Consider the following 18,504-nt stretch of genomic DNA (forward strand, 5'->3'; position numbering starts at 1 on the left):
CGTTCTTGTTTCCGAAGTGTTCGAGGTGTCCAACCGTGATCATTTGTGATTTTCAGACGTTTCATGCCAATTCCGCTCCTTTTGTATAGAAATATTTAGGAGCAGTATAGCCACGAAAAAAGGTGTTCATACAGAAGTCATCGTTTTAAAGTGCATGTATATAGATAAAACACCATTAACTCGAAAACCAAATGTTTTTATTTCTAAATCGTACTCTAGATTGAAGGGCATGATACGAATTTTCCAAATACCATCCGGTTTATCCAAATGAAGAAAAAAAGAAAAATCTACAATTGAAAACACTTTTTGTATCGTTTTTTTCTGGTCAAGTTCTATTTTAATCCTAAAAACTGCTTCTCCATGTGGATGATACCATATCATTTCAACAAATCTATCAGTTTTTTCAACATGTGAAATAACACAATGAATGATACAGTATTTGTCAAGTGGAGTAAAAACTTTTTTTATCTCTAAAGGATTACGCTCGCCGTCAAGTTCAGTGCAACTATTTACACTAAATAACTTAATAACGACCACCGCCAATTAATTTATGAAGTTTATTTTCCACTTTTGTTATACCGTCATCAATTGCTTTGCCTACTTTTGTACTGTCAAACCATTTTTCTACTGCAGCAACTTTGTTCATACTGCCTATTACATAACTTCCGGCGAAATATCCTGCTACTGTACCCTTTGCGGCACCTTTTGTCGTTTCTGAAGCCACTTTTCTTTCTAACATAGTGAATCCTGTAGTTGCAGCTTTGTATGCTCTCACTCCATTACCTATCCCACCTGTAGCCATCCCAACAACATTAGAAATCGTATTACTTCTCAAATCATCAGCAATAGAACTGACAACCCAATGTGCAACTTTTTGTATTTTATTCACGGTATCCCTCCTAACGAAAAAATATTTTACGAAATAATCATAAAAAAAAATTATATGTCAACCCCTTTTTTAGAATAAATTGTACATAAAGAAATAAAAAACCACCCGATATAGGACGGTGAAAATAATAAAGCTTTAGAGTATTTCCTCTTTAATCCAAGACCAGATTCTATATGTTACCAATACATTTACAAACAACAGCCTTAAAAGTGCCAGACTAGATAACCAGCCTATCAATTTCTGCGACCGAATGGGAAGTTTTTTCGTTTGAAGGATCAGATTTTATCGATTAAGCAATATAATCTCCCTAGCCTCAATGTCTCTACTTTCTTTACTTTGACTTATAGTCTGAGGAGTAGCAAGAATGACTTTCACAGTTACTTCTTCCGTAAAGTCGTCAACACTTAATTTGTTGCCATCTTCATCACTAAATTTTGTTTGAGCTGTGATTCGGGCTGTACAAGGATAGCTGATATCCTCTACGTTATTTTTCCTTTTCTTTACTTCATAGGAACAGTCCACGATAAAATAATTTTCTCCAATACGATAAAGCGTCCCTTCAAAAGACTTTGTTCCTGTGCAACCAGTCAAGAGTAAACTAACCAAGACGAAAACAACCTTTCTGATCATTCGAATTACATTCCTTTGTATGAAAAATAATTTTTTATTTAAGATTACATTTATCGAAAAAGATAACACAACGCAAAACTAAACTTCTCTCTATTTCCTTTTTATGGGCAAGAGTATTTTAAAAAACCCGTGGTGCTAGTTGAACGCTAGCGCTCAACTAGCCCGAGTGTTACAAGCGAATACAACCAACAAGATGCCATCTAGCGCCACTTCAAACCCTGAAATCGTATTCGCACGAATGTCTGTCATACGATACTGGTCAATAAGGACAGAGAACACCGTTTCGATTACTTTCCGTTTTTGTTTGAGCCATGTCTCCCATGACTTAGGTGGGCGGTGTTTCTGGTTTTTGCGAGATGGAGTCCAAAAAGCGATTTGGTACGCTTCATACAACTTTTTTTGCAATTCGCTACTGATGAATCCTTTGTCACCTAAGTTATAGGGGTGAGGAATTTGAGTCATGACCGTTTCCGCTGCGGTTCGATCGTGACAGGACGCCTCCGTTACCACGTATCCCATAGGTAGTCCTTGGTCGGTCACTTGAAGATGAAACTTAAACCCATAGTACCACTGCTTTTTCGACGCACAAAGTCCGATGTCCGCGATCCCTTGGAATCGTTTGACACGGTACATTCTTGCGGCATGGCACAACTCGATTGGCATGCTATCTACTACCGCATAGGCATGGTGTTGACCACGTTTCGCTAGTTCATGACGAATCCATTTGATCGCAAAGCGTAGCGCTTGGCAACGGCGATTGTATCGGGATCGTTCGATAAACTGCCCATCGGTAAATAAATTTCCCTCCACAAAACGATGCCATGCGCGTTCGGAGGAGAAGCCAAGCAGCTTTCCCAAAAGATGAATGGCAATGATCACCGCGTCTTCTTGTTTCGCCAAATGACGATTGCGACGTTGAAGATAGAATTGAATTTGTGACAGCTGGGCAGAAACAAAAAAGAAAAGGGCTGCATATTGTTTTTGAATCTTTGCTTGATCTGTAGTAAAATGAAAGTGCTCTTGCATGGGGATTCTCCTTTCGAATGTTGGATCGCACTTTCATTCTACAGGAGATCCACAAGCAAGGGCTATTTTTATGCTTACTCGATTTTATCTAGCACCACGGGTTAATACAAATATACGGGATAAAACTTTATCAAAACATCAGACAAATCATATGCTATAAAACGACAGAAAGATTGCGAAATTTGTCGAAAATATCTCGTTGCCCCCCCCATGGCGAGCGTTGGTCGATCGAATGTTTTTTCCGTCAGTCGAAAGACCAGCTGAAACTCGATGGATACCGCGTTCGCGGGCGTCGGGCGGTAAAACGGTATTGGATCTTGGTGCAACTTGCGTATGTGTACAGTATGTTCGAGTCGAACAGTGATGTTTCGGATGGGCTCGATCTCCTGCGCAAGAGAAAAGGACATAGCCTCGTGGAGTTCATTTACAGCGCAGCAAAACAAAATATTCCCATTGATGCCGTGAAAAAACATCTTCATGTGGCATAAGGGGTACCCCGCTTGTCTCTTTTTTAATGGCGATTATTGTAAGTAAAATTGCTCAACTACAGTGATGTTTTCCGTTTTTCTGTAACGGAATTCACCTCCTTCTGTTTTTGTTTTATTCTTTTCATACTTTCGTGATAGTTGTCTTTGCATGCGCTTCATTTGTTTTTCAAGCCTTTTCACTTTCGGTGTTTGGTTGATGTTTGGAAACGTCATGCCATTGCTGACGGTAGCTAACGACTTTACCCCTAAATCAATGCCGATGCCTTCGCTGTACGTGCCGTGTTTTACTTCCGCTTCCTCTACACCGACCGTTAAAAACCAATGTAGTCCGTCAAACACGATTCGTGGATTGACGTATGTTACATGTTTTCCGTGCGGAATACGTCCTCGCTCCGCCAAACGAATCCAATTGAGCTTCTGTCTATTTTTCTTTTTGGAAGGCGTCAGTTTTTCTAGTTTCACATGCGTGTCGGTGATTTTAATTTTCGATGTATCTTGATAAAAACTTGGGCGTGTTCGTTTCTTCGTTTTAAATTTCGGAAACTTCGCCCGTCCTGCAAAAAAGTTTTTGTACGCTTGACACGCATCTTTTATTGCTTGTTTTGTGATGTTGTTGGAATATTGATTGAGCCAACTGTACTCTTTCGTTTGTTTGAGCTGCGTTAATCTTTTTCTTAATTCACCATCATTTAAAAATTTACCGCCTTGTTTATGATTTTCTTGTTGTTGTGCTAAGGCAAAATTATACGCCCACCTTGCTACACCCGCACACTCAAATAATTTTGTTTGTTGTTTGTTATTTGGAAGCAGCATAACCTGATATGTTTTAATCACTTCCGGTCAGCTCCTTCATCATTTTCTTGGCTTTATTTGCTCTTTTGCCTTGTAATTTTTTATAAATTGTATATAGAGTTTTGTGGATTTTTACAAAAATATTTTAACGGTTACTAACCTTCTCAAGAGAAAAGATGTCTCTTATATCGTCACTAATAAAATTTCTTATCGAAGAACAAAAGAACACCTTCTGCCACCGCACGAACAAGAAAAATGAGAAACAACGCAAATGGGAAAAAGCCAATGCAAAAGAACATAAGCTTAATAGTGAAAGCGACGCAAAAAATAGCACAGTTGATAGAAACGCCTTCTTCAAAATTTTTTATACCATCTTCACAATCGGGATAAGAGAAAAAGGAAAATGAAAATACACGTGTAAAACAATATCTTTTCTCGTGGTTTTTCTTTTCGTTCAATAAGCACATACAACAAGAACGTAATAGTAAGTGAGTATAAAAGTTGAAAGAACATAAAATTCACCTTATTCTTCTCTTCTTATCTTTACTGATTTCTAATCCCAATTATAAACTTATATGTTCTTTCTGTACATTCATATTATTGTGTTCCCTTCGACAGGTGACAGGCACAACGACAAGTTATCGTAAAGTAATTCTACCGAAATAAAAACGACAATCTTTTGCAAGCATATATGAATTATAGGCTTCTGCAATTGCTGCTACTGTAGCACCTGCCGCTGTCAAAGTGGCTACGATAGGTCCCCATCCAGTCGGTGATGTAATTACCGCAACCATAGTTGACGAAACACCTGTAACCCATGCTGCTTGGAATCTTATTTCAGAACCTCTAAGATTATTTACGGAATTCCTAAAACTTTGAAGGTCTGAGCTATTATTCGAAGTTTCTATTGGATTCTTCGATTCCCCTTCACTCTGTACAACCCATATTTTTTGTGTATAAGCATAGTATTTAAATTTACCGCTTAAGTTAGAGCCACTGTCAATTAATGAGAAAGACGATGAGGCCATCTGTGCAGATTGTAATTGCATAGTGCTACTTTGAAGCTCGAGAGTTTTTGAATTTAAAACGTCGCTTTCTACTTTACTCTTCAAATCTATCTCAACAGTTTGAAAAGAATGGTCTTTTTTATTAAAAATAGATTTATAAATCTTCCCTGCTTTCCTATCAACAACTTGTACTACACGTTGTTGTTTATTATCCTTTATAATTTCGATGTTGATGTCCTTATTAGCGTCTAAGTTCTCAATTTTTTGCATCTCTAGGCTAGAATCAGTAGCCTCTGCATTAGCAAATAACGATGCGTTAGTTCCAAAGAAAATAAGTACAACAAAAAACATCAGAAGCAATCTTTTCATGATTATTCATCTCCTTTTGTATGAAAAATGATTTTGTTATGGAACCACATGCATCTAAAAATAATGAATCCACGTGAAACTACTTTCATGCTTAGATGGAGACGAAATCTTCCCATGAGCGCTTTTACAAAAATCTTCATCTCATATACTCAATAGATATAACTGCTAAATACACGATAAGACCAACAACTAGCATGACAGCTAACAAATTTCTATCAGATATGTCGTTTGTAAAATTTATCTTTATAATAATTCCCAATAAAAAAGCAAGTACCGTAGTAAGGATAATAGGAAAAATTGAAATGATATTGAACGTTTTTAGAGATTCATAGTGATTAATGCCCCACAATGTTACGAAATATAAACAAAAATAAAAACACGCGCTTATTATCGTAAACAATATAGCTTTTCGCATTATTCCCCCCCTTTTTTTGCAGATGAAATTGCAATAAAAATTTCCGATTTTTCGTTTCCACTGTTATCTCTATACAGCAAGTGATCGACAGGATATAGCGCAAAATGACAACTTATATAGTTTGTAAAATAATCATAAAAAAAAATTATATGTCAACCCTTTTTTAGAATAAATTGCATATAAAGAAACAAAAAACCACCCTACAATAAAGGGTGGCCGATATTAGAAGAAACGCGAATTGCTTGTTTTTTTGTTAGTTCTTTGTCCACCAATAAACATTCCTTTTTCTCCCAGCTGACAAAATAGTCTTCCCATAAAACGTGGCACGAGTGATCGTCAACTTCAAGTACGATACCACGCGCACCATCACTCGTAAATACGACGCAGTCTCCGATATGAAACATGGCGATCACCCCAGACGGAAGACGATGCCGTAGCCGCCGCGCGGGTATTCCCAGCGAATGTTTTCATGCGGACAGCCGATGCGACAGCTGCCGCACTCATGACAGCCTTCATAGCCAACGTGCATCCGAACTTCTTCCCATTTATAAACGGCTGCTGGGCAAAAAATTGTACAAATTTTATCGGGGCATTTCGTTAAACAAATGTTGTCATCAAGCACGTGAAGATGCGATTTCGTATCCGCGTTAAAACGGACTAAATATTGCTTTTCTTCAATCGTTTGCGTTTTCATCATTTCATCACCTTCCATGCTTTCATCATATCGCGTGCCAGCTTAAACTTCTGTTTCGTCGAGCCGAGATCACGCCAAATTTTTTGCTGTTTTTCCCATTTTGATGAACCGTCGACTGTAAACATTTGGCTTGCTGCATGGTTGAGCATTGGGATATATTGCTCAAAATATTGTGGAAACGACTCAAAATGATGCGTGGCATCTTTATATTTTTTCAAATCTTGCCCGATAAAGCTTTCCATTAGTTTCATTCGGTATTGGTCAAGCATGCTTTCGGAAAAGTCGTTTCGTTCTTTTGCCATGATGATTGTTTCTGCAGCTAACCGCCCCGAGGTCATCGCCATGTTCGAACCTTCGCGATGAATCGCATTGACAAGCTGAGCGGCATCGCCAACAACGAGCACCCCATTGCCTGCCACCTTCGGAATCGAATGATAGCCGCCTTCTGGAATTAAATGCGCTAAATATTCGACCGGCTCGCTTCCTTGAATGTATGGGCGGATCATTGGGTGATTTTTCACATATTCAAGCAGTTCATATGGCTTGATTTTATGCTTAATTAATCCGGATAAAAGTGTACCAACACCGATACTAAGCGTGTCTTTATTCGTATATAAAAATCCCGTTCCTAAAATCCCTTTTGTTGCATCACCAAAAATTTCAATCGTACAGCCTTGATTCGCTTCAAGATTAAACCGATCTTCAATAACGTTTTTATCTAGCTTTAAAATTTCCATCGTCGCCAAAGCAACTTCATCTGGTCGCCATTCGCGATGAAAGCCTAGTTGTTTTGCAAGCAACGAGTTGACGCCGTCCGCTAATACGACGACATCGGCATAAATGTCGCCATCTGGCCGATCCGTCCGAACACCGACGACGCGTCCGTTTTCGACAATACATTCGACCGCTACTGTCTCACAAACGAGAAGCGCTCCTTGTTCGACTGCTTTTTCCGCAAACCATTGGTCAAACTTCGCCCGCAATACGGTAAAGTTGTTGTACGGTTCACGCCCCCATTCTAACCCTTTATAGCTAAACGTGACAGCCGATTCTTTATCCATCATCATAAACCGTTGCTCAACAATCGGGCGTTCTAACGGCGCTTCTTTATAAAACTCTGGAATAATATCTTCCATCATTTTGCGGTACAATACGCCGCCCATGACGTTTTTCGCGCCTGGATATTCGCCGCGTTCTAGAAGCAGCACGTTTACTCCTGCTTTTGCTAGTTCATAGGCACAAGCCGTCCCGGCCGGACCTGCGCCAACGACGATACAGTCAAATTTTTCAGGCATGGCGGATCTCCTCCTTCACATCGGCAGTTGCTTTTAGCTTCGGAATTTCTTCTTTAAATCTCTCAATTAAAAGTGGGACGATTTCAAACGCATCGCCAACAATGCCGTAATGGCATGATTGGAAAATCGGTGCGTTCGGGTCTTTATTGATGGCGATAATGAGGTCGGAATTTTGCATACCGACGACATGTTGGATAGCGCCCGAAATGCCGATTGCAAAATAAATTTTCGGCGTCACTGTTACGCCGGTTTGCCCGACTTGGTGATGATGGTCAATCCACCCTGCCTCGACGACATCACGGCTCGCTCCAACTGCACCGCCAAGCACTTCGGCTAGTTGGTGAATGAGTTGGAATCCTTCCTTGCTGCCCATGCCTTTTCCGCCAGCAACAATAATATCCGCTTCATCAATTCTCGCTTTTTTCGTTGCCTCTCTTACAATCTCTAACACTTTCGTCCGCATCTCTTCTTCGCGCAATTCAATGTGTTCTTCCACTATTTTTCCTGTTCTCGACGGATCTGGTGGTAGCGCTTTCATTACTTTTGGACGAACGGTTGCCATTTGTGGACGATATTTTTTACATAAAATCGTCGCCATAATGTTTCCGCCAAACGCAGGACGGCTCGCCAATAGTAAACCGGTGTCTTCTTCAATATCGAGTATCGTTGTGTCCGCCGTTAAGCCTGTCGGTAAATCGGTGGCGATGGCGCTTGCTAAATCTTTTCCAGATGGTGTTGCCCCATATAAAATAACTTCAGGTTTATGTTTATGACAGCAATCTAGTAATGCGCGCATATATGGTTCTGTTCGGTAATGCTCAAAAATCGGATCGTCATATACGTATACAACATCCGCACCGTATTGAAAAAGCGTTGGTGCGAGTACCTTCACACCACTACCAATTAAAACACCAGCGAGTTCTGTTTTCCGTTTATCTGCAAGTGTACGTCCTGCTCCTAATAATTCTAATGATACAGGAGCCACTTGCCCATCTTTCACTTCAATGTATATCCATATCCCCCGATAATCATCGAAATTCATCGCTATCCCCCCTATGAAAAAAGCTCTTTTTTCTCAAGTACAATAGACAAAAGTTCGTTCACTTGTTGTTCTTTTGTTCCCGTTAATATTTTCCCACCTTCTGGTTTTGGTGGTGCCCATACTTTTGAAACAATCGTTGGAGATCCTTTTAGTCCTAGTTGTTTGCGGTCAACGTTTTCTAAGTCGTCTGCTGTCCAAATCGTCGGTTGGTATCGTGCGGCTTTAATCATGTTTGGCAAAGGTGCAAAGGAGATGTCGTTGATGTCTTTTTCTACGGTGAACAAGCAAGGTAATTGCGATTTCACCACTTCATAACCATCTTCTAATTTGCGATGAACGATCGCATACCCTTTTTCTTTATTTACTTCAACAACTTTATTTACGCCAGTGAGAGGAGGAATGTTTAAACGACGTGCAATGCCAGGTCCGACTTGTCCGGTATCCCCGTCAATCGTCATTTTTCCACAAATAATGAGATCAATCGGACACTGTTTTGCGATTTTTTCAAGCGCTTTTGTGAGCGCATAGCTTGTTGCAAGCGTATCTGCCCCAGCGAACGCACGGTCAGAAATCATATACCCTTCATCTGCGCCAAGCTCAATACATTTTTTGATCGCTTTTACTGCTGGTGGAGGCCCCATCGTTAAAACTGATACGATTCCACCGTATTTCTTTTTTAAACGAACAGCTTCTTCTACCGCATGTGCATCATACGGATTTAAAATAGCAGGTGCGCTTGCACGGTCCATCGTGTTCGTTTTCGGATTCATTTTAATGATTTTCGTATCCGGAACTTGCTTAATACAAGCTACAATATGTAGCATATATTCACCTCCAAATTCATTTGATGTATAAATATTCTAGCATAATTAACAAATTCCTCGTCATAACAATCAGAAAATTTAACATTTTGTTCATAATTTCAACGCATAGTCGAACGAATAACGACGCCACGTCGAACCATTTCTTCAATATAGCGATCGCCCGGAACAATTTGTTCTGGTGGGTACGCTCCGCGCTTTTGAATCGTTCCATCGCCAATCATTTGGGCAACGACAGAAATGGTATACGCAGTGGAACGTGCCATGGCCGTCACATGTTTTTGGCGATCTTTTTCTGTCACCATTTCGTACTCATACGTCCTTTCTTCCCTATCTTTTTCCCCTGCTACAACGACACGCAATAAAACGACATCGTCTTTTTCTTTTAACTCCAAAAGTGGTGTGAGCACTTTTAATAATACATCGCGTGGACGTACGACTACCCCGTCTACCTCCACTTCATAATCGCGACGTGTTAGTTGTAAATCAACAAGGAGTTGAAATTTTTCCGCATGACCTGGATAGCGAATCGTTTTATATTCTAAACATTTTACATGCGGGTAGGAACGCGGCAACGTTGATGTTCCTCCTGATGTATGAAACGCTTCAAGCGGTCCGAAACGTTCAAAATAAATCGTTTCAATTTCTGATAAAGACGGCACTTGTTGTTTTTGCCCATCGCGAATAATAAGCGAAGGATCGGTGTAATGATCAAGCAAACCTTCAAGAGAAAAGACGTGATTGTATCCAAGCGGTGGCTCTGGTCGAAGCGGAATGCCACCAACATATAACTTAATGGTATGAACGCGATCAAGTTTACTTGCTCCATATCCTGTTAAAATGTTAATCATCCCTGGTGCAACGCCTAAATCGGGAATTAACGTGACCCCTGCTCGTTTTGCTTGCTCATGTAAAGCAAGAACTCGGTCGGTCACATGTCCGATATGTCCACCTAAGTCTACGGCGTGTACACCCGTTTCAATAGCCGCTTTCGCTACGTTTTCATTGAACGTATAAAAAAGAGCATTAATGGCTACATCATGTCCTTGCATAGCAGCTTGCAGTTCTTTGTCATTTGCTGCATTCACTCGCTTTACTTTTACTTTTGTTGATGACAACGAATGTTGAACCGCTTTTGCTTTTTCTTCATCGACATCAGCAAGTGTTACCGATGATACTGCTTGCTGTTCAATTAAATCGCGTACAGCTTCTTTCCCCATTAAACCTGCCCCAAGAACAATGACATTCATCTTTCTACCTCCTCACACATCAATTTGTGCACGTTGTAATTTACCACTATAGTCAACGTAAATGCTTTTCCACTCCGTAAACACATCAAGTGCAGCTACACCTGAATCACGATGCCCATTCCCCGTTCCTTTCGTTCCACCAAACGGCAAGTGGATTTCTGCCCCTGTCGTCCCCGCGTTAACGTACACAATTCCTGTATCGAAATCGCGCATCGCTGTAAAAGCTCGGTGAATATCGCGTGTAAAAATGGCACTCGAAAGTCCATAATCAACGCTGTTATTGACTTCAATCGCTTCTTCTAAACTGCGAACAGCTATGATCGATGCGACTGGACCGAAAATTTCTTCACGTGCAATAGTCATTGTTGGTGTGACGTTTGTAAACAATGTTGGAGCATAATAAAATCCGCCTTTATACGGATCACCTTGAATGATATATCCACCTGCAAGCAACGTTGCTCCTTCGTTTTTCCCGATTTGAACGTAATGATGAATTTTTTGCAATGCCTCTTGATTAATGACTGGTCCAACTTTTACTCCTTCCTCTAACCCGTTTCCAACCGTTAATGTGTTCATCGCCGCAAGTAAACGTTCTTCCAATTGTTGTTTCACATGTTCATGAACGATAATTCGGCTGCATGCAGTACAGCGTTGCCCAGACGTACCAAAAGCGCTCCATATGATTGCCTCCACGGCAAGTGAGATATCAGCATCGTCCATGACGATAATGGCGTTTTTCCCACCCATTTCAAGCGATACTTTTTTCAACTGACGTCCGCACGTTTCGGCAATTTGCCGTCCGACTTCATTTGACCCTGTAAACGAGATGACTTTTACATCGCGATGCTGAACGAGCGCTTCACCGACAACGGAACCGCGTCCATGTACAACGTTAAATACACCGTTTGGTAAACCTGCTTCCTCGAATATTTGCGCCAGTTGCTGCGCCATAATCGGCGTTTCTAGCGCTGGTTTCCAAACAACTGCATTTCCAGCAACGATGGCAGGAAACGACTTCCACGTTGCGATCGCAATTGGAAAATTCCACGGAGTAACTAAGCCGACGACACCAATTGGGGCGCGAACGCTCATCGCAAACTTATTCGGAAGCTCTGATGGGGTCGTATCGCCAAATAATCGTCTACCTTCTCCTGCCATGTAAAACGCCATATCAATTCCTTCCTGCACTTCACCACGGGCTTCTTCAATGACCTTTCCCATTTCCATCGTTAATAAGCGAGCAATTTGTTCTTTCCGTTCCTGTAGCAACATGCCGACTTTATAAAGCACTTCAGCACGCTTCGGTGCGGGAACGAGTGCCCATGTTTTTTGTGCCCGTTTTGCCGCCAACACCGCCTGTTCCACATCTTTCTCATTCGATACCGTCACTTCCCCAATACTTTCACCGTTAGCTGGATTAATAATTGGAACAAACTGCTCACTTATAGACGGTATCCATCGTCCATCGATATAGTTTAATACTTCCATTGTTTTCCTCCTCTCGCCTGTTCAACTGTTAAAAATGGAGATAGTACGTGCGGATCTGTTATCACTTCGATGACGGTCGGCTTATTGCTTTGAAGCGCATTAGTGAGCGCATGCGAAAATTGTTCTTCGGTTTCTATACGTACACCGTCAGCTCCGAGGCTATTCGCTACGTTGGCGAACGATATATTGCTTAAATCTGTTCCGATGACGCGATTTGGATAACGGAGCTCTTGGTACATACGAATCGTTCCATACATTTGATTGTTAAATACAATACTAATGATGGGAATATTGTATCGCACGGCTGTTTCTATTTCTTGCATCGTCATCATAAATCCACCGTCCCCACTCAATGAAACGACCAAGCGATGCGGATTAGCCAATTTTGCACCAATGGCTGCGGGTAGCCCATAACCCATCGCTCCTGACGTCGGTCCAATGTATGTATGTTGCTGAAATTGAAAAAATGAATGAAGCCAACTCGCGAAATTCCCAGCATCGTTTGTAATGATCGAGTCTAAGGGGAGAAGGTGTTGCATGTTGTCAATGACACTCTCATTCATGTTACGTTTAATGGGTGGAAGCGATGATACTTGTTCATACGCTTCTCGTCGTTTTTTTGTCCAAGATGTCCACGTCGGTTGAAGTTGAATGGTTAGCAACCGTCTTAACGCTTCTTTCGCGTCAGCAACGATGCCAATGTGCGGAGGGTATGTAACACCGATGACATCGTAATCGATATCAATATGAATGAGGTGTTGTGTTGATAATAGTTTATAATCTTGTGTCGTCACTTCTGACAACCGTGTACCGATCGCTAAAACAACATCGGCTTGTTCAACCGTTTCAATAATCGCTCGATGCGTTCCTAAACCGAGATGCCCTACATAAAGAGAATGATCATTTGGAAACACATCATGTCGACGAAAAGACGCCATAACTGGAAGCGACCATTTTTCAACGAACAAACGAAGAACATCGGTAGCTTTTGAACGTATCACCCCTCCACCAGCAATGACAACTGGACGCTTCGCTGACTGTAGCAATCGCTCGATACGCTCGACTTCTTCTTCGTTTGGTGCTGGTTTTGGAACAAACGTTTTAGAAAATTTTGCATCATGGATTTGTTCATGAAGAATATCTTCAGGAAGCGAAACGACAACTGGACCGGGTCTTCCTGTTTGTGCGATTCGAAACGCCCGTGTTAGCAATTCTGGGATTCTTTTTGCGTCGTCAATTTCTACCGTCCATTTTGCTAGCGGGCGAAAAAACGCTTCAACATCTACCTCTTGAAATCCTTCACGTCCCCGAAACGATCGTGCAACTTGTCCTAATAATACAACCATCGGCGTTGAATCTTGCTTCGCTGTATGAATACCGATGGCAGCATTCGTCGCTCCTACCGCTCTCGTTGCCATAACAACACCAACTTTTCCGCTTGCCTTCGCATACCCTTCTGCCATAAAGGCAGCTCCGCCTTCATGACGAGCAGAAATGAGCCGGATCATTTTTTCAGAAAAAAGGGCATCAAGAATCGGCAAATAACTTTCCCCAGGTACGCAAAAAACGTGAGAAATGTCCTCGCTTTTCAAACATTGAACGATCGCCTCAGCTGCATTCACCGCAAGCCCTCCTTTCCTTTTGTATCATGTATACACAAATGAATTTGTTTTATGACCTTGCAAACAAAAAGAGGCGCATATTCGCCCCTCTACATTCGATGTACATGTTCTGTTCGTTCCATCGCTTTTTTCTTTATTCGTCCGATAAAAAATGCACCAATGACCCACCACCCAATAAATATGAGCCACTCATATGGCCAGACGAGCTGCGATGGCATGCCTGGCATGTATAAAATAATAAATCCGATCGACAACACGAGTGCAACCCAGCCAACAGCTGGCGATTTCCCCACTTGGAATGGCCGTGGCATATTTGGTTCTTTTTTACGCAATGCGATAAATGACCAAGCAACAAGGAAATAAGCGATGATGATCGAAAAACCTCCCGCATCTACAAGCCAAACGAGCATTGGTCTGCCGAGTAGAGGAGCAAACGTGGCGAGCGTTCCGATGAATAAAACAGCGTTTGATGGTGTTTTGTATATTGGATGAATACGAGCAAACCATTGTGGAAGAAATCCTTCTTTTGCTATTGCATAAAGCACGCGACTACCACCGATAATAAATGCGTTCCAACTTGTCAAAATACCAGCTAATCCACCAATAATAAGTACTTTTGAAAAAAACGAACTACCTAATGCAGCTGCCATTGCATCCGCTGTTGGGAGCGATGAGTTTGTTAACACATTGTCTGGTAAAATGTACGATACAGCAAAAACAACAGCAACATAAAATAAAACTGCTAAAGCGACGGATAAAATAAGAAGTTTTCCAATAGACCGTTGTGGGATTTTCATTTCCTCTGCTGTTTGAGGAATAACATCAAAGCCGACGAACATAAACGGTGTCATGACTAACACAGCAAGTAAACCAGCAGAACCATCTTTAAATAACGGCTGCAAATTTACTGTTTCCCCGTTTACAAGCGAACCACCTAAAAGTGCCATGCCGACAAGAAAAATGACAAACGTTAATACAACTTGTAAAAAGGCGGCACTTTTTACGCCACGATAGTTGATCCACGTAATAATGACGGAACCGAGCATACCAACCATCACCCATGAAGCGTTTACCTCCCATCCCGCAATCGTCCAAAGGTAACCAAATTGAAACGTCGGAAATAAATACTCGATTACAGTTGGAAGCGCAACAGCTTCAAATGCTACAACCGATAAATAACCAAGGGCAATAGCCCAGGCAGCGATAAATGAAGCTTTAGGACCGAGAGCACGTAAAACGAAATAATGTTCCCCTCCTACTTTCGGCATGGCTGATGATAACTCGGCATACGTTAAACCGACAAAAATAACGAGAATTCCCCCAATTAAAAAGGCGATGATGGCTCCGAGTGCACCTGCACTCGTGATCCACGTACCTGAGAGTACAACCCATCCCCAACCGATCATCGCACCAAACGCCAATAACAACACATCTAATTTCGTTAATACTTTATGAAACTGTTGATCCATCAAATGTCCCCCTTCACATATTTGGATGTGGTCGGATAGAAATCGTTTGATACGCTGTGAAAAACTCAATGGCCGCCTGCCCTTGTTCACGCGTGCCTGAGCTTGATTGTTTCATTCCGCCAAACGGTGCTTGCGGTTCCGCTCCCCCTGTTTCACCGTTCACTTGCACCATGCCCGACTCAATATGTTCGATAAAGTAAAGCGCTTTCGATAAGTTATTTGTAAATAATGAAGCGCTTAAACCGTAAATGCTATCATTTGCCATGTCAATCGCTTCATCAATAGATGCCGCTTCTACAATCGATAGCACAGGCCCAAATATTTCTTCTCTCGCAACGGTAGCGCGATGAGAAACAGAGTCAAATATAGTTGGTTCAATATACCACCCTACATCATCGCTAGCACCTCCTCCAACAAGCAACCGCCCCTCTCGTCTTCCGATATGGATATAGCGCTGAACGGTTTCAAATTGTCCTTTCGAAACAACCGGTCCCATCGTCACTTGATCATTCATCCCATTGCCGACACGAATGCGTTTCACATGTTCAATCACACGTTCTCGAAATACGTCCATGACTTCTTTTTCAACAAATACCCGACTCGTTGCTGTACAACGTTGTCCAGTTTGTTTCATCGCCCCTTCCACGACAAGTCGAGCAGCAAAATCGACATCGGCATCACTTAAAACGATGGCTGGATTTTTCCCGCCGAGCTCAAGTTGATATTTCGCCCCACGAGCTGCCGCTTTTTTCGCAATTTCACTACCAATCGCATTTGAACCGGTAAAGGTAATTGCATCGACCCCATCATGCTCAACAATCGCATCGCCAATGGTGCTACCGCGACCAACAACGAAGTTTAAAACACCTGGAGGTAGCCCCGCTTCTGCAAACAATTCAACAATGCGAGCGCCAGTCACACTTGCTTCTAATGCAGGCTTAAATACGACTGTATTGCCATAAACGAGAGCCGGAGCAATTTTCCATATCGGAATGGCGAGCGGAAAATTCCACGGAGCAATGACTGCGACAACACCGACAGGCACACGTTTTGTAAAAAATAAGTTTTTAGCATCAAACGACGGTAACACTTCACCCATTTTTCGCAATCCTTCCCCGGCGTAATAACGTAAAATGGCTGCGCTGCGATACACTTCTCCTTTCGTTTCAACAAAACGTTTCCCCATTTCTTTCGTAGCCAATTGTGCCAATTCATCCGCATGTTGCTCAAATAAATAAGCGACTTTTTGTAAGTACGCCCCGCGCTCCGGGGCAGCTGTTTGTGCCCATGTTTTCTTTGCTTTCACTGCAGCCAACACCGCCTCATCCACATCATGAACAGATGAACCGGCGACAACAGCAATAAGCTCTTTTTTATCCGCTGGATTGTAGCGTTCAATTATTTCATTTTTTCCTTCAATCCATTGTCCATCGATATAATTTTTCACTTCCCGCATCATTTCACCACCTTTTGTTGTACATCTGCTAATAGCTGGCGTAAAATTGCAAATCCACGGTCAAGCTGTTCATCCGTCATGACAAGCGGTGGTAAAAAGCGAACGACGTTACTATACAATCCAGCACTTAAAAAGATCGCACCACGCTTCCACGCTTGAGAAACAATATATGCCGTTTGTTCTTTCGCAGGTGTTTTTTGATTACGATCTGTCACAAGTTCAATCGCACACATCGCTCCAAGCCCACGTACGTCCCCAATGATGTCAAACTGTTGCTTCATTTCTGTTAAAAGCGTCATCATTTTTTCACCTAAATGACGTGCACGCTCAATGAGCTGTTCTTCTTCGATCACGTCTAAAACGGCTAATGCAGCGGCACACGCAAGCGGACTTCCAGAAAATGTACCGCCAAGCTGGCCAACTTCTGGTGCCTCCATTATTTCGCTTCGACCAACGACTGCACTAATCGGCACACCCGCTCCCATCGACTTTGACAACGTCATTAAATCAGGCGCTACTCCAAAGTGCTCCATCGCAAACATGCGACCTGTTCGCGCAAAACCCGTTTGGATTTCATCAGCAATCATGACAATGCCGTGTTCATCACAAATACGCCGAATGGCTTGCATAAATGTTGCCGATGGAACGACAAATCCTCCTTCTCCTTGAACAGGCTCGATAATGATTGCTGCCACGTGATCAGGCGCCACTTCAGCGATGAAAAATTGTTGCAATGCTTTGATGAGTCGTTCATCCACTTCATCTGCTGTTTGTCCGTTTGCACGGTAATAGTATGGATATGGAAATTTATACACTTCTGGAGCGAACGGTCCGAATCCTTTTTTATATGGCATTACTTTACTTGTCAGCGACATCGTCAGTAGCGTTCGACCATGGTATCCCCCTGTAAACGACACAATCGCAGGACGACCCGTATATTTCCTTGCAATTTTCACCGCATTTTCAACAGCTTCTGCTCCACTATTTAAAAAGATCGTTTTTTTCGGGAAATCACCCGGTGTTAACTGATTTAATTTTTCTGCTAATAACACATACGATTCATAAGGTGTCACGTGAAAACAAGGATGAATAAACGTTGCTGCTTGTTGCTGAATGGCAGCGACGACTTTCGGGTGACAATGTCCGACGTTTTGTACGCCAATTCCTCCAGCGAAGTCAATGTATTCGCGATCGTCTATGTCGCGAATGATCGCCCCCTTCGCTTCTTTAATGAAAATTTCTGTCACATTATACGGGGCTCGCGCAACTGCCTCTTTTCTTCGTTTCATCCAATTCGACATCATCTCTCCTCCTTCGACAAATAAAAAGCCAGTTTAATCATTGTGGTGACACAATGACTAAACTGGCTGGTGCTCATGTGTTTCTCGTCGGTGAGACGAGTAAAATAAGCTCCACAGTTTTTTGCTTATTTGCTTTTATTTTAAGACAATCTTTTTCTTTTTGTCAAACTATTTTTAAAATAAAAAATATTTACAAAACAAACATGTTGCTTTATACTGAAAGTAGCTAACCCCACCAAACAACGAACCGTTTGGATCCGGGTAGCAACGCCACTATTTCTTAAAGAACTGTTCCGATTCGACCGACTTTTCTTTTCGAAAGGCACGCTCGAATCGTTCATGCCAGTTCCTTTCCTATATGCTTTTAGGAGGGGACTGGCTTTTTTATTATGAAAAGGTAGCGTCAAAAAATCTATGAAAAGTCATCACGGGCTACCTTTTGAAGGAAAA

Annotated in this window: 16 protein-coding genes and 2 pseudogenes; 1 reads left to right on the forward strand and 17 read right to left on the reverse strand. The window is 41.9% G+C overall.

Annotated elements, in window-relative coordinates:
* Positions 1 to 126: 126 nt before the first annotated feature.
* The 4 genes and pseudogenes from ACYQY7_RS11660 to ACYQY7_RS11675 all read right to left on the reverse strand — a co-directional run bounded on the left by ACYQY7_RS11660 (position 127) and on the right by ACYQY7_RS11675 (position 2,545).
* Entirely contained in the window at positions 127 to 537 is a 411-nt protein-coding gene (locus ACYQY7_RS11660) for a hypothetical protein (protein ID WP_461202232.1), read from the reverse strand.
* The gene (locus ACYQY7_RS11665; protein WP_461202233.1) at positions 524 to 889 is read right to left on the reverse strand and encodes a hypothetical protein; all 366 of its coding nucleotides are present in this window, start codon (positions 887 to 889) and stop codon (positions 524 to 526) included. The genes ACYQY7_RS11660 and ACYQY7_RS11665 overlap by 14 nt, the downstream gene beginning before the upstream one ends.
* A 282-nt stretch (positions 890 to 1,171) precedes the next feature.
* Positions 1,172 to 1,519: a hypothetical protein gene (locus tag ACYQY7_RS11670; protein ID WP_461202235.1), complete on the reverse strand. Its 348-nt coding sequence runs from the start codon at positions 1,517 to 1,519 to the stop codon at positions 1,172 to 1,174.
* 146 nt (positions 1,520 to 1,665) lie between these two features.
* Positions 1,666 to 2,545, reverse strand: a pseudogene (locus ACYQY7_RS11675) (IS982 family transposase).
* A 212-nt stretch (positions 2,546 to 2,757) separates the two neighbouring features.
* On the opposite strand from ACYQY7_RS11675, the pseudogene ACYQY7_RS11680 reads away from it, so the two are divergent.
* A pseudogene (locus ACYQY7_RS11680) lies at positions 2,758 to 3,033 on the forward strand (transposase); the annotation flags it as partial.
* A 33-nt stretch (positions 3,034 to 3,066) separates the two neighbouring features.
* On the opposite strand, the gene ACYQY7_RS11685 reads toward ACYQY7_RS11680, so the two are convergent.
* The 13 genes from ACYQY7_RS11685 to gabT all read right to left on the reverse strand — a co-directional run bounded on the left by ACYQY7_RS11685 (position 3,067) and on the right by gabT (position 18,054).
* Positions 3,067 to 3,867, reverse strand: a complete 801-nt coding sequence (locus ACYQY7_RS11685) for an RNA-guided endonuclease InsQ/TnpB family protein (protein WP_461202237.1) — start codon at positions 3,865 to 3,867, stop codon at positions 3,067 to 3,069.
* 596 nt (positions 3,868 to 4,463) lie between these two features.
* Positions 4,464 to 5,201 carry a geobacillin-26 family protein gene (locus ACYQY7_RS11690; RefSeq protein ID WP_461202239.1) on the reverse strand — a complete coding sequence of 246 codons (738 nt, stop codon included), beginning with the start codon at positions 5,199 to 5,201 and terminating at the stop codon, positions 4,464 to 4,466.
* 615 nt (positions 5,202 to 5,816) lie between these two features.
* Entirely contained in the window at positions 5,817 to 6,020 is a 204-nt protein-coding gene (locus tag ACYQY7_RS11695) for a hypothetical protein (RefSeq protein ID WP_461202241.1), read from the reverse strand.
* A gap of 5 nt (positions 6,021 to 6,025) precedes the next feature.
* The gene (locus tag ACYQY7_RS11700; RefSeq protein ID WP_183248182.1) at positions 6,026 to 6,328 is read right to left on the reverse strand and encodes a ferredoxin family protein; all 303 of its coding nucleotides are present in this window, start codon (positions 6,326 to 6,328) and stop codon (positions 6,026 to 6,028) included.
* A complete protein-coding gene (locus ACYQY7_RS11705; protein ID WP_461202243.1) occupies positions 6,310 to 7,605 on the reverse strand; it encodes an FAD-dependent oxidoreductase in 1,296 nt (431 codons plus the stop codon). The genes ACYQY7_RS11700 and ACYQY7_RS11705 overlap by 19 nt, the downstream gene beginning before the upstream one ends.
* Complete coding sequence (locus ACYQY7_RS11710) at positions 7,598 to 8,647, reverse strand: electron transfer flavoprotein subunit alpha/FixB family protein (RefSeq protein WP_461202245.1); 1,050 nt, start codon at positions 8,645 to 8,647, stop codon at positions 7,598 to 7,600. The genes ACYQY7_RS11705 and ACYQY7_RS11710 overlap by 8 nt, the downstream gene beginning before the upstream one ends.
* 11 nt (positions 8,648 to 8,658) lie before the next feature.
* Positions 8,659 to 9,471 carry an electron transfer flavoprotein subunit beta/FixA family protein gene (locus tag ACYQY7_RS11715; protein ID WP_461202247.1) on the reverse strand — a complete coding sequence of 271 codons (813 nt, stop codon included), beginning with the start codon at positions 9,469 to 9,471 and terminating at the stop codon, positions 8,659 to 8,661.
* A 98-nt stretch (positions 9,472 to 9,569) separates the two neighbouring features.
* The gene (locus tag ACYQY7_RS11720; RefSeq protein WP_461202249.1) at positions 9,570 to 10,718 is read right to left on the reverse strand and encodes a saccharopine dehydrogenase family protein; all 1,149 of its coding nucleotides are present in this window, start codon (positions 10,716 to 10,718) and stop codon (positions 9,570 to 9,572) included.
* A gap of 12 nt (positions 10,719 to 10,730) precedes the next feature.
* A complete protein-coding gene (locus ACYQY7_RS11725) occupies positions 10,731 to 12,206 on the reverse strand; it encodes an aldehyde dehydrogenase family protein (protein WP_461202251.1) in 1,476 nt (491 codons plus the stop codon).
* Positions 12,194 to 13,828, reverse strand: coding sequence for a thiamine pyrophosphate-binding protein (locus ACYQY7_RS11730; RefSeq protein WP_461202253.1), 1,635 nt, complete (start codon positions 13,826 to 13,828; stop codon positions 12,194 to 12,196). The genes ACYQY7_RS11725 and ACYQY7_RS11730 overlap by 13 nt, the downstream gene beginning before the upstream one ends.
* An 89-nt stretch (positions 13,829 to 13,917) precedes the next feature.
* Entirely contained in the window at positions 13,918 to 15,297 is a 1,380-nt protein-coding gene (locus ACYQY7_RS11735; RefSeq protein WP_461202255.1) for an APC family permease, read from the reverse strand.
* 13 nt (positions 15,298 to 15,310) lie between these two features.
* The gene (locus tag ACYQY7_RS11740; protein WP_461202256.1) at positions 15,311 to 16,753 is read right to left on the reverse strand and encodes an aldehyde dehydrogenase family protein; all 1,443 of its coding nucleotides are present in this window, start codon (positions 16,751 to 16,753) and stop codon (positions 15,311 to 15,313) included.
* On the reverse strand, positions 16,753 to 18,054 hold the full coding sequence (gene gabT, locus ACYQY7_RS11745; RefSeq protein ID WP_461202258.1) for a 4-aminobutyrate--2-oxoglutarate transaminase: 1,302 nt from the start codon (positions 18,052 to 18,054) through the stop codon (positions 16,753 to 16,755). The genes ACYQY7_RS11740 and gabT overlap by 1 nt, the downstream gene beginning before the upstream one ends.
* Between the last annotated feature and the right edge of the window lie 450 nt (positions 18,055 to 18,504).

This window comes from Anoxybacillus sp. TBDG-1 (assembly GCF_054815885.1).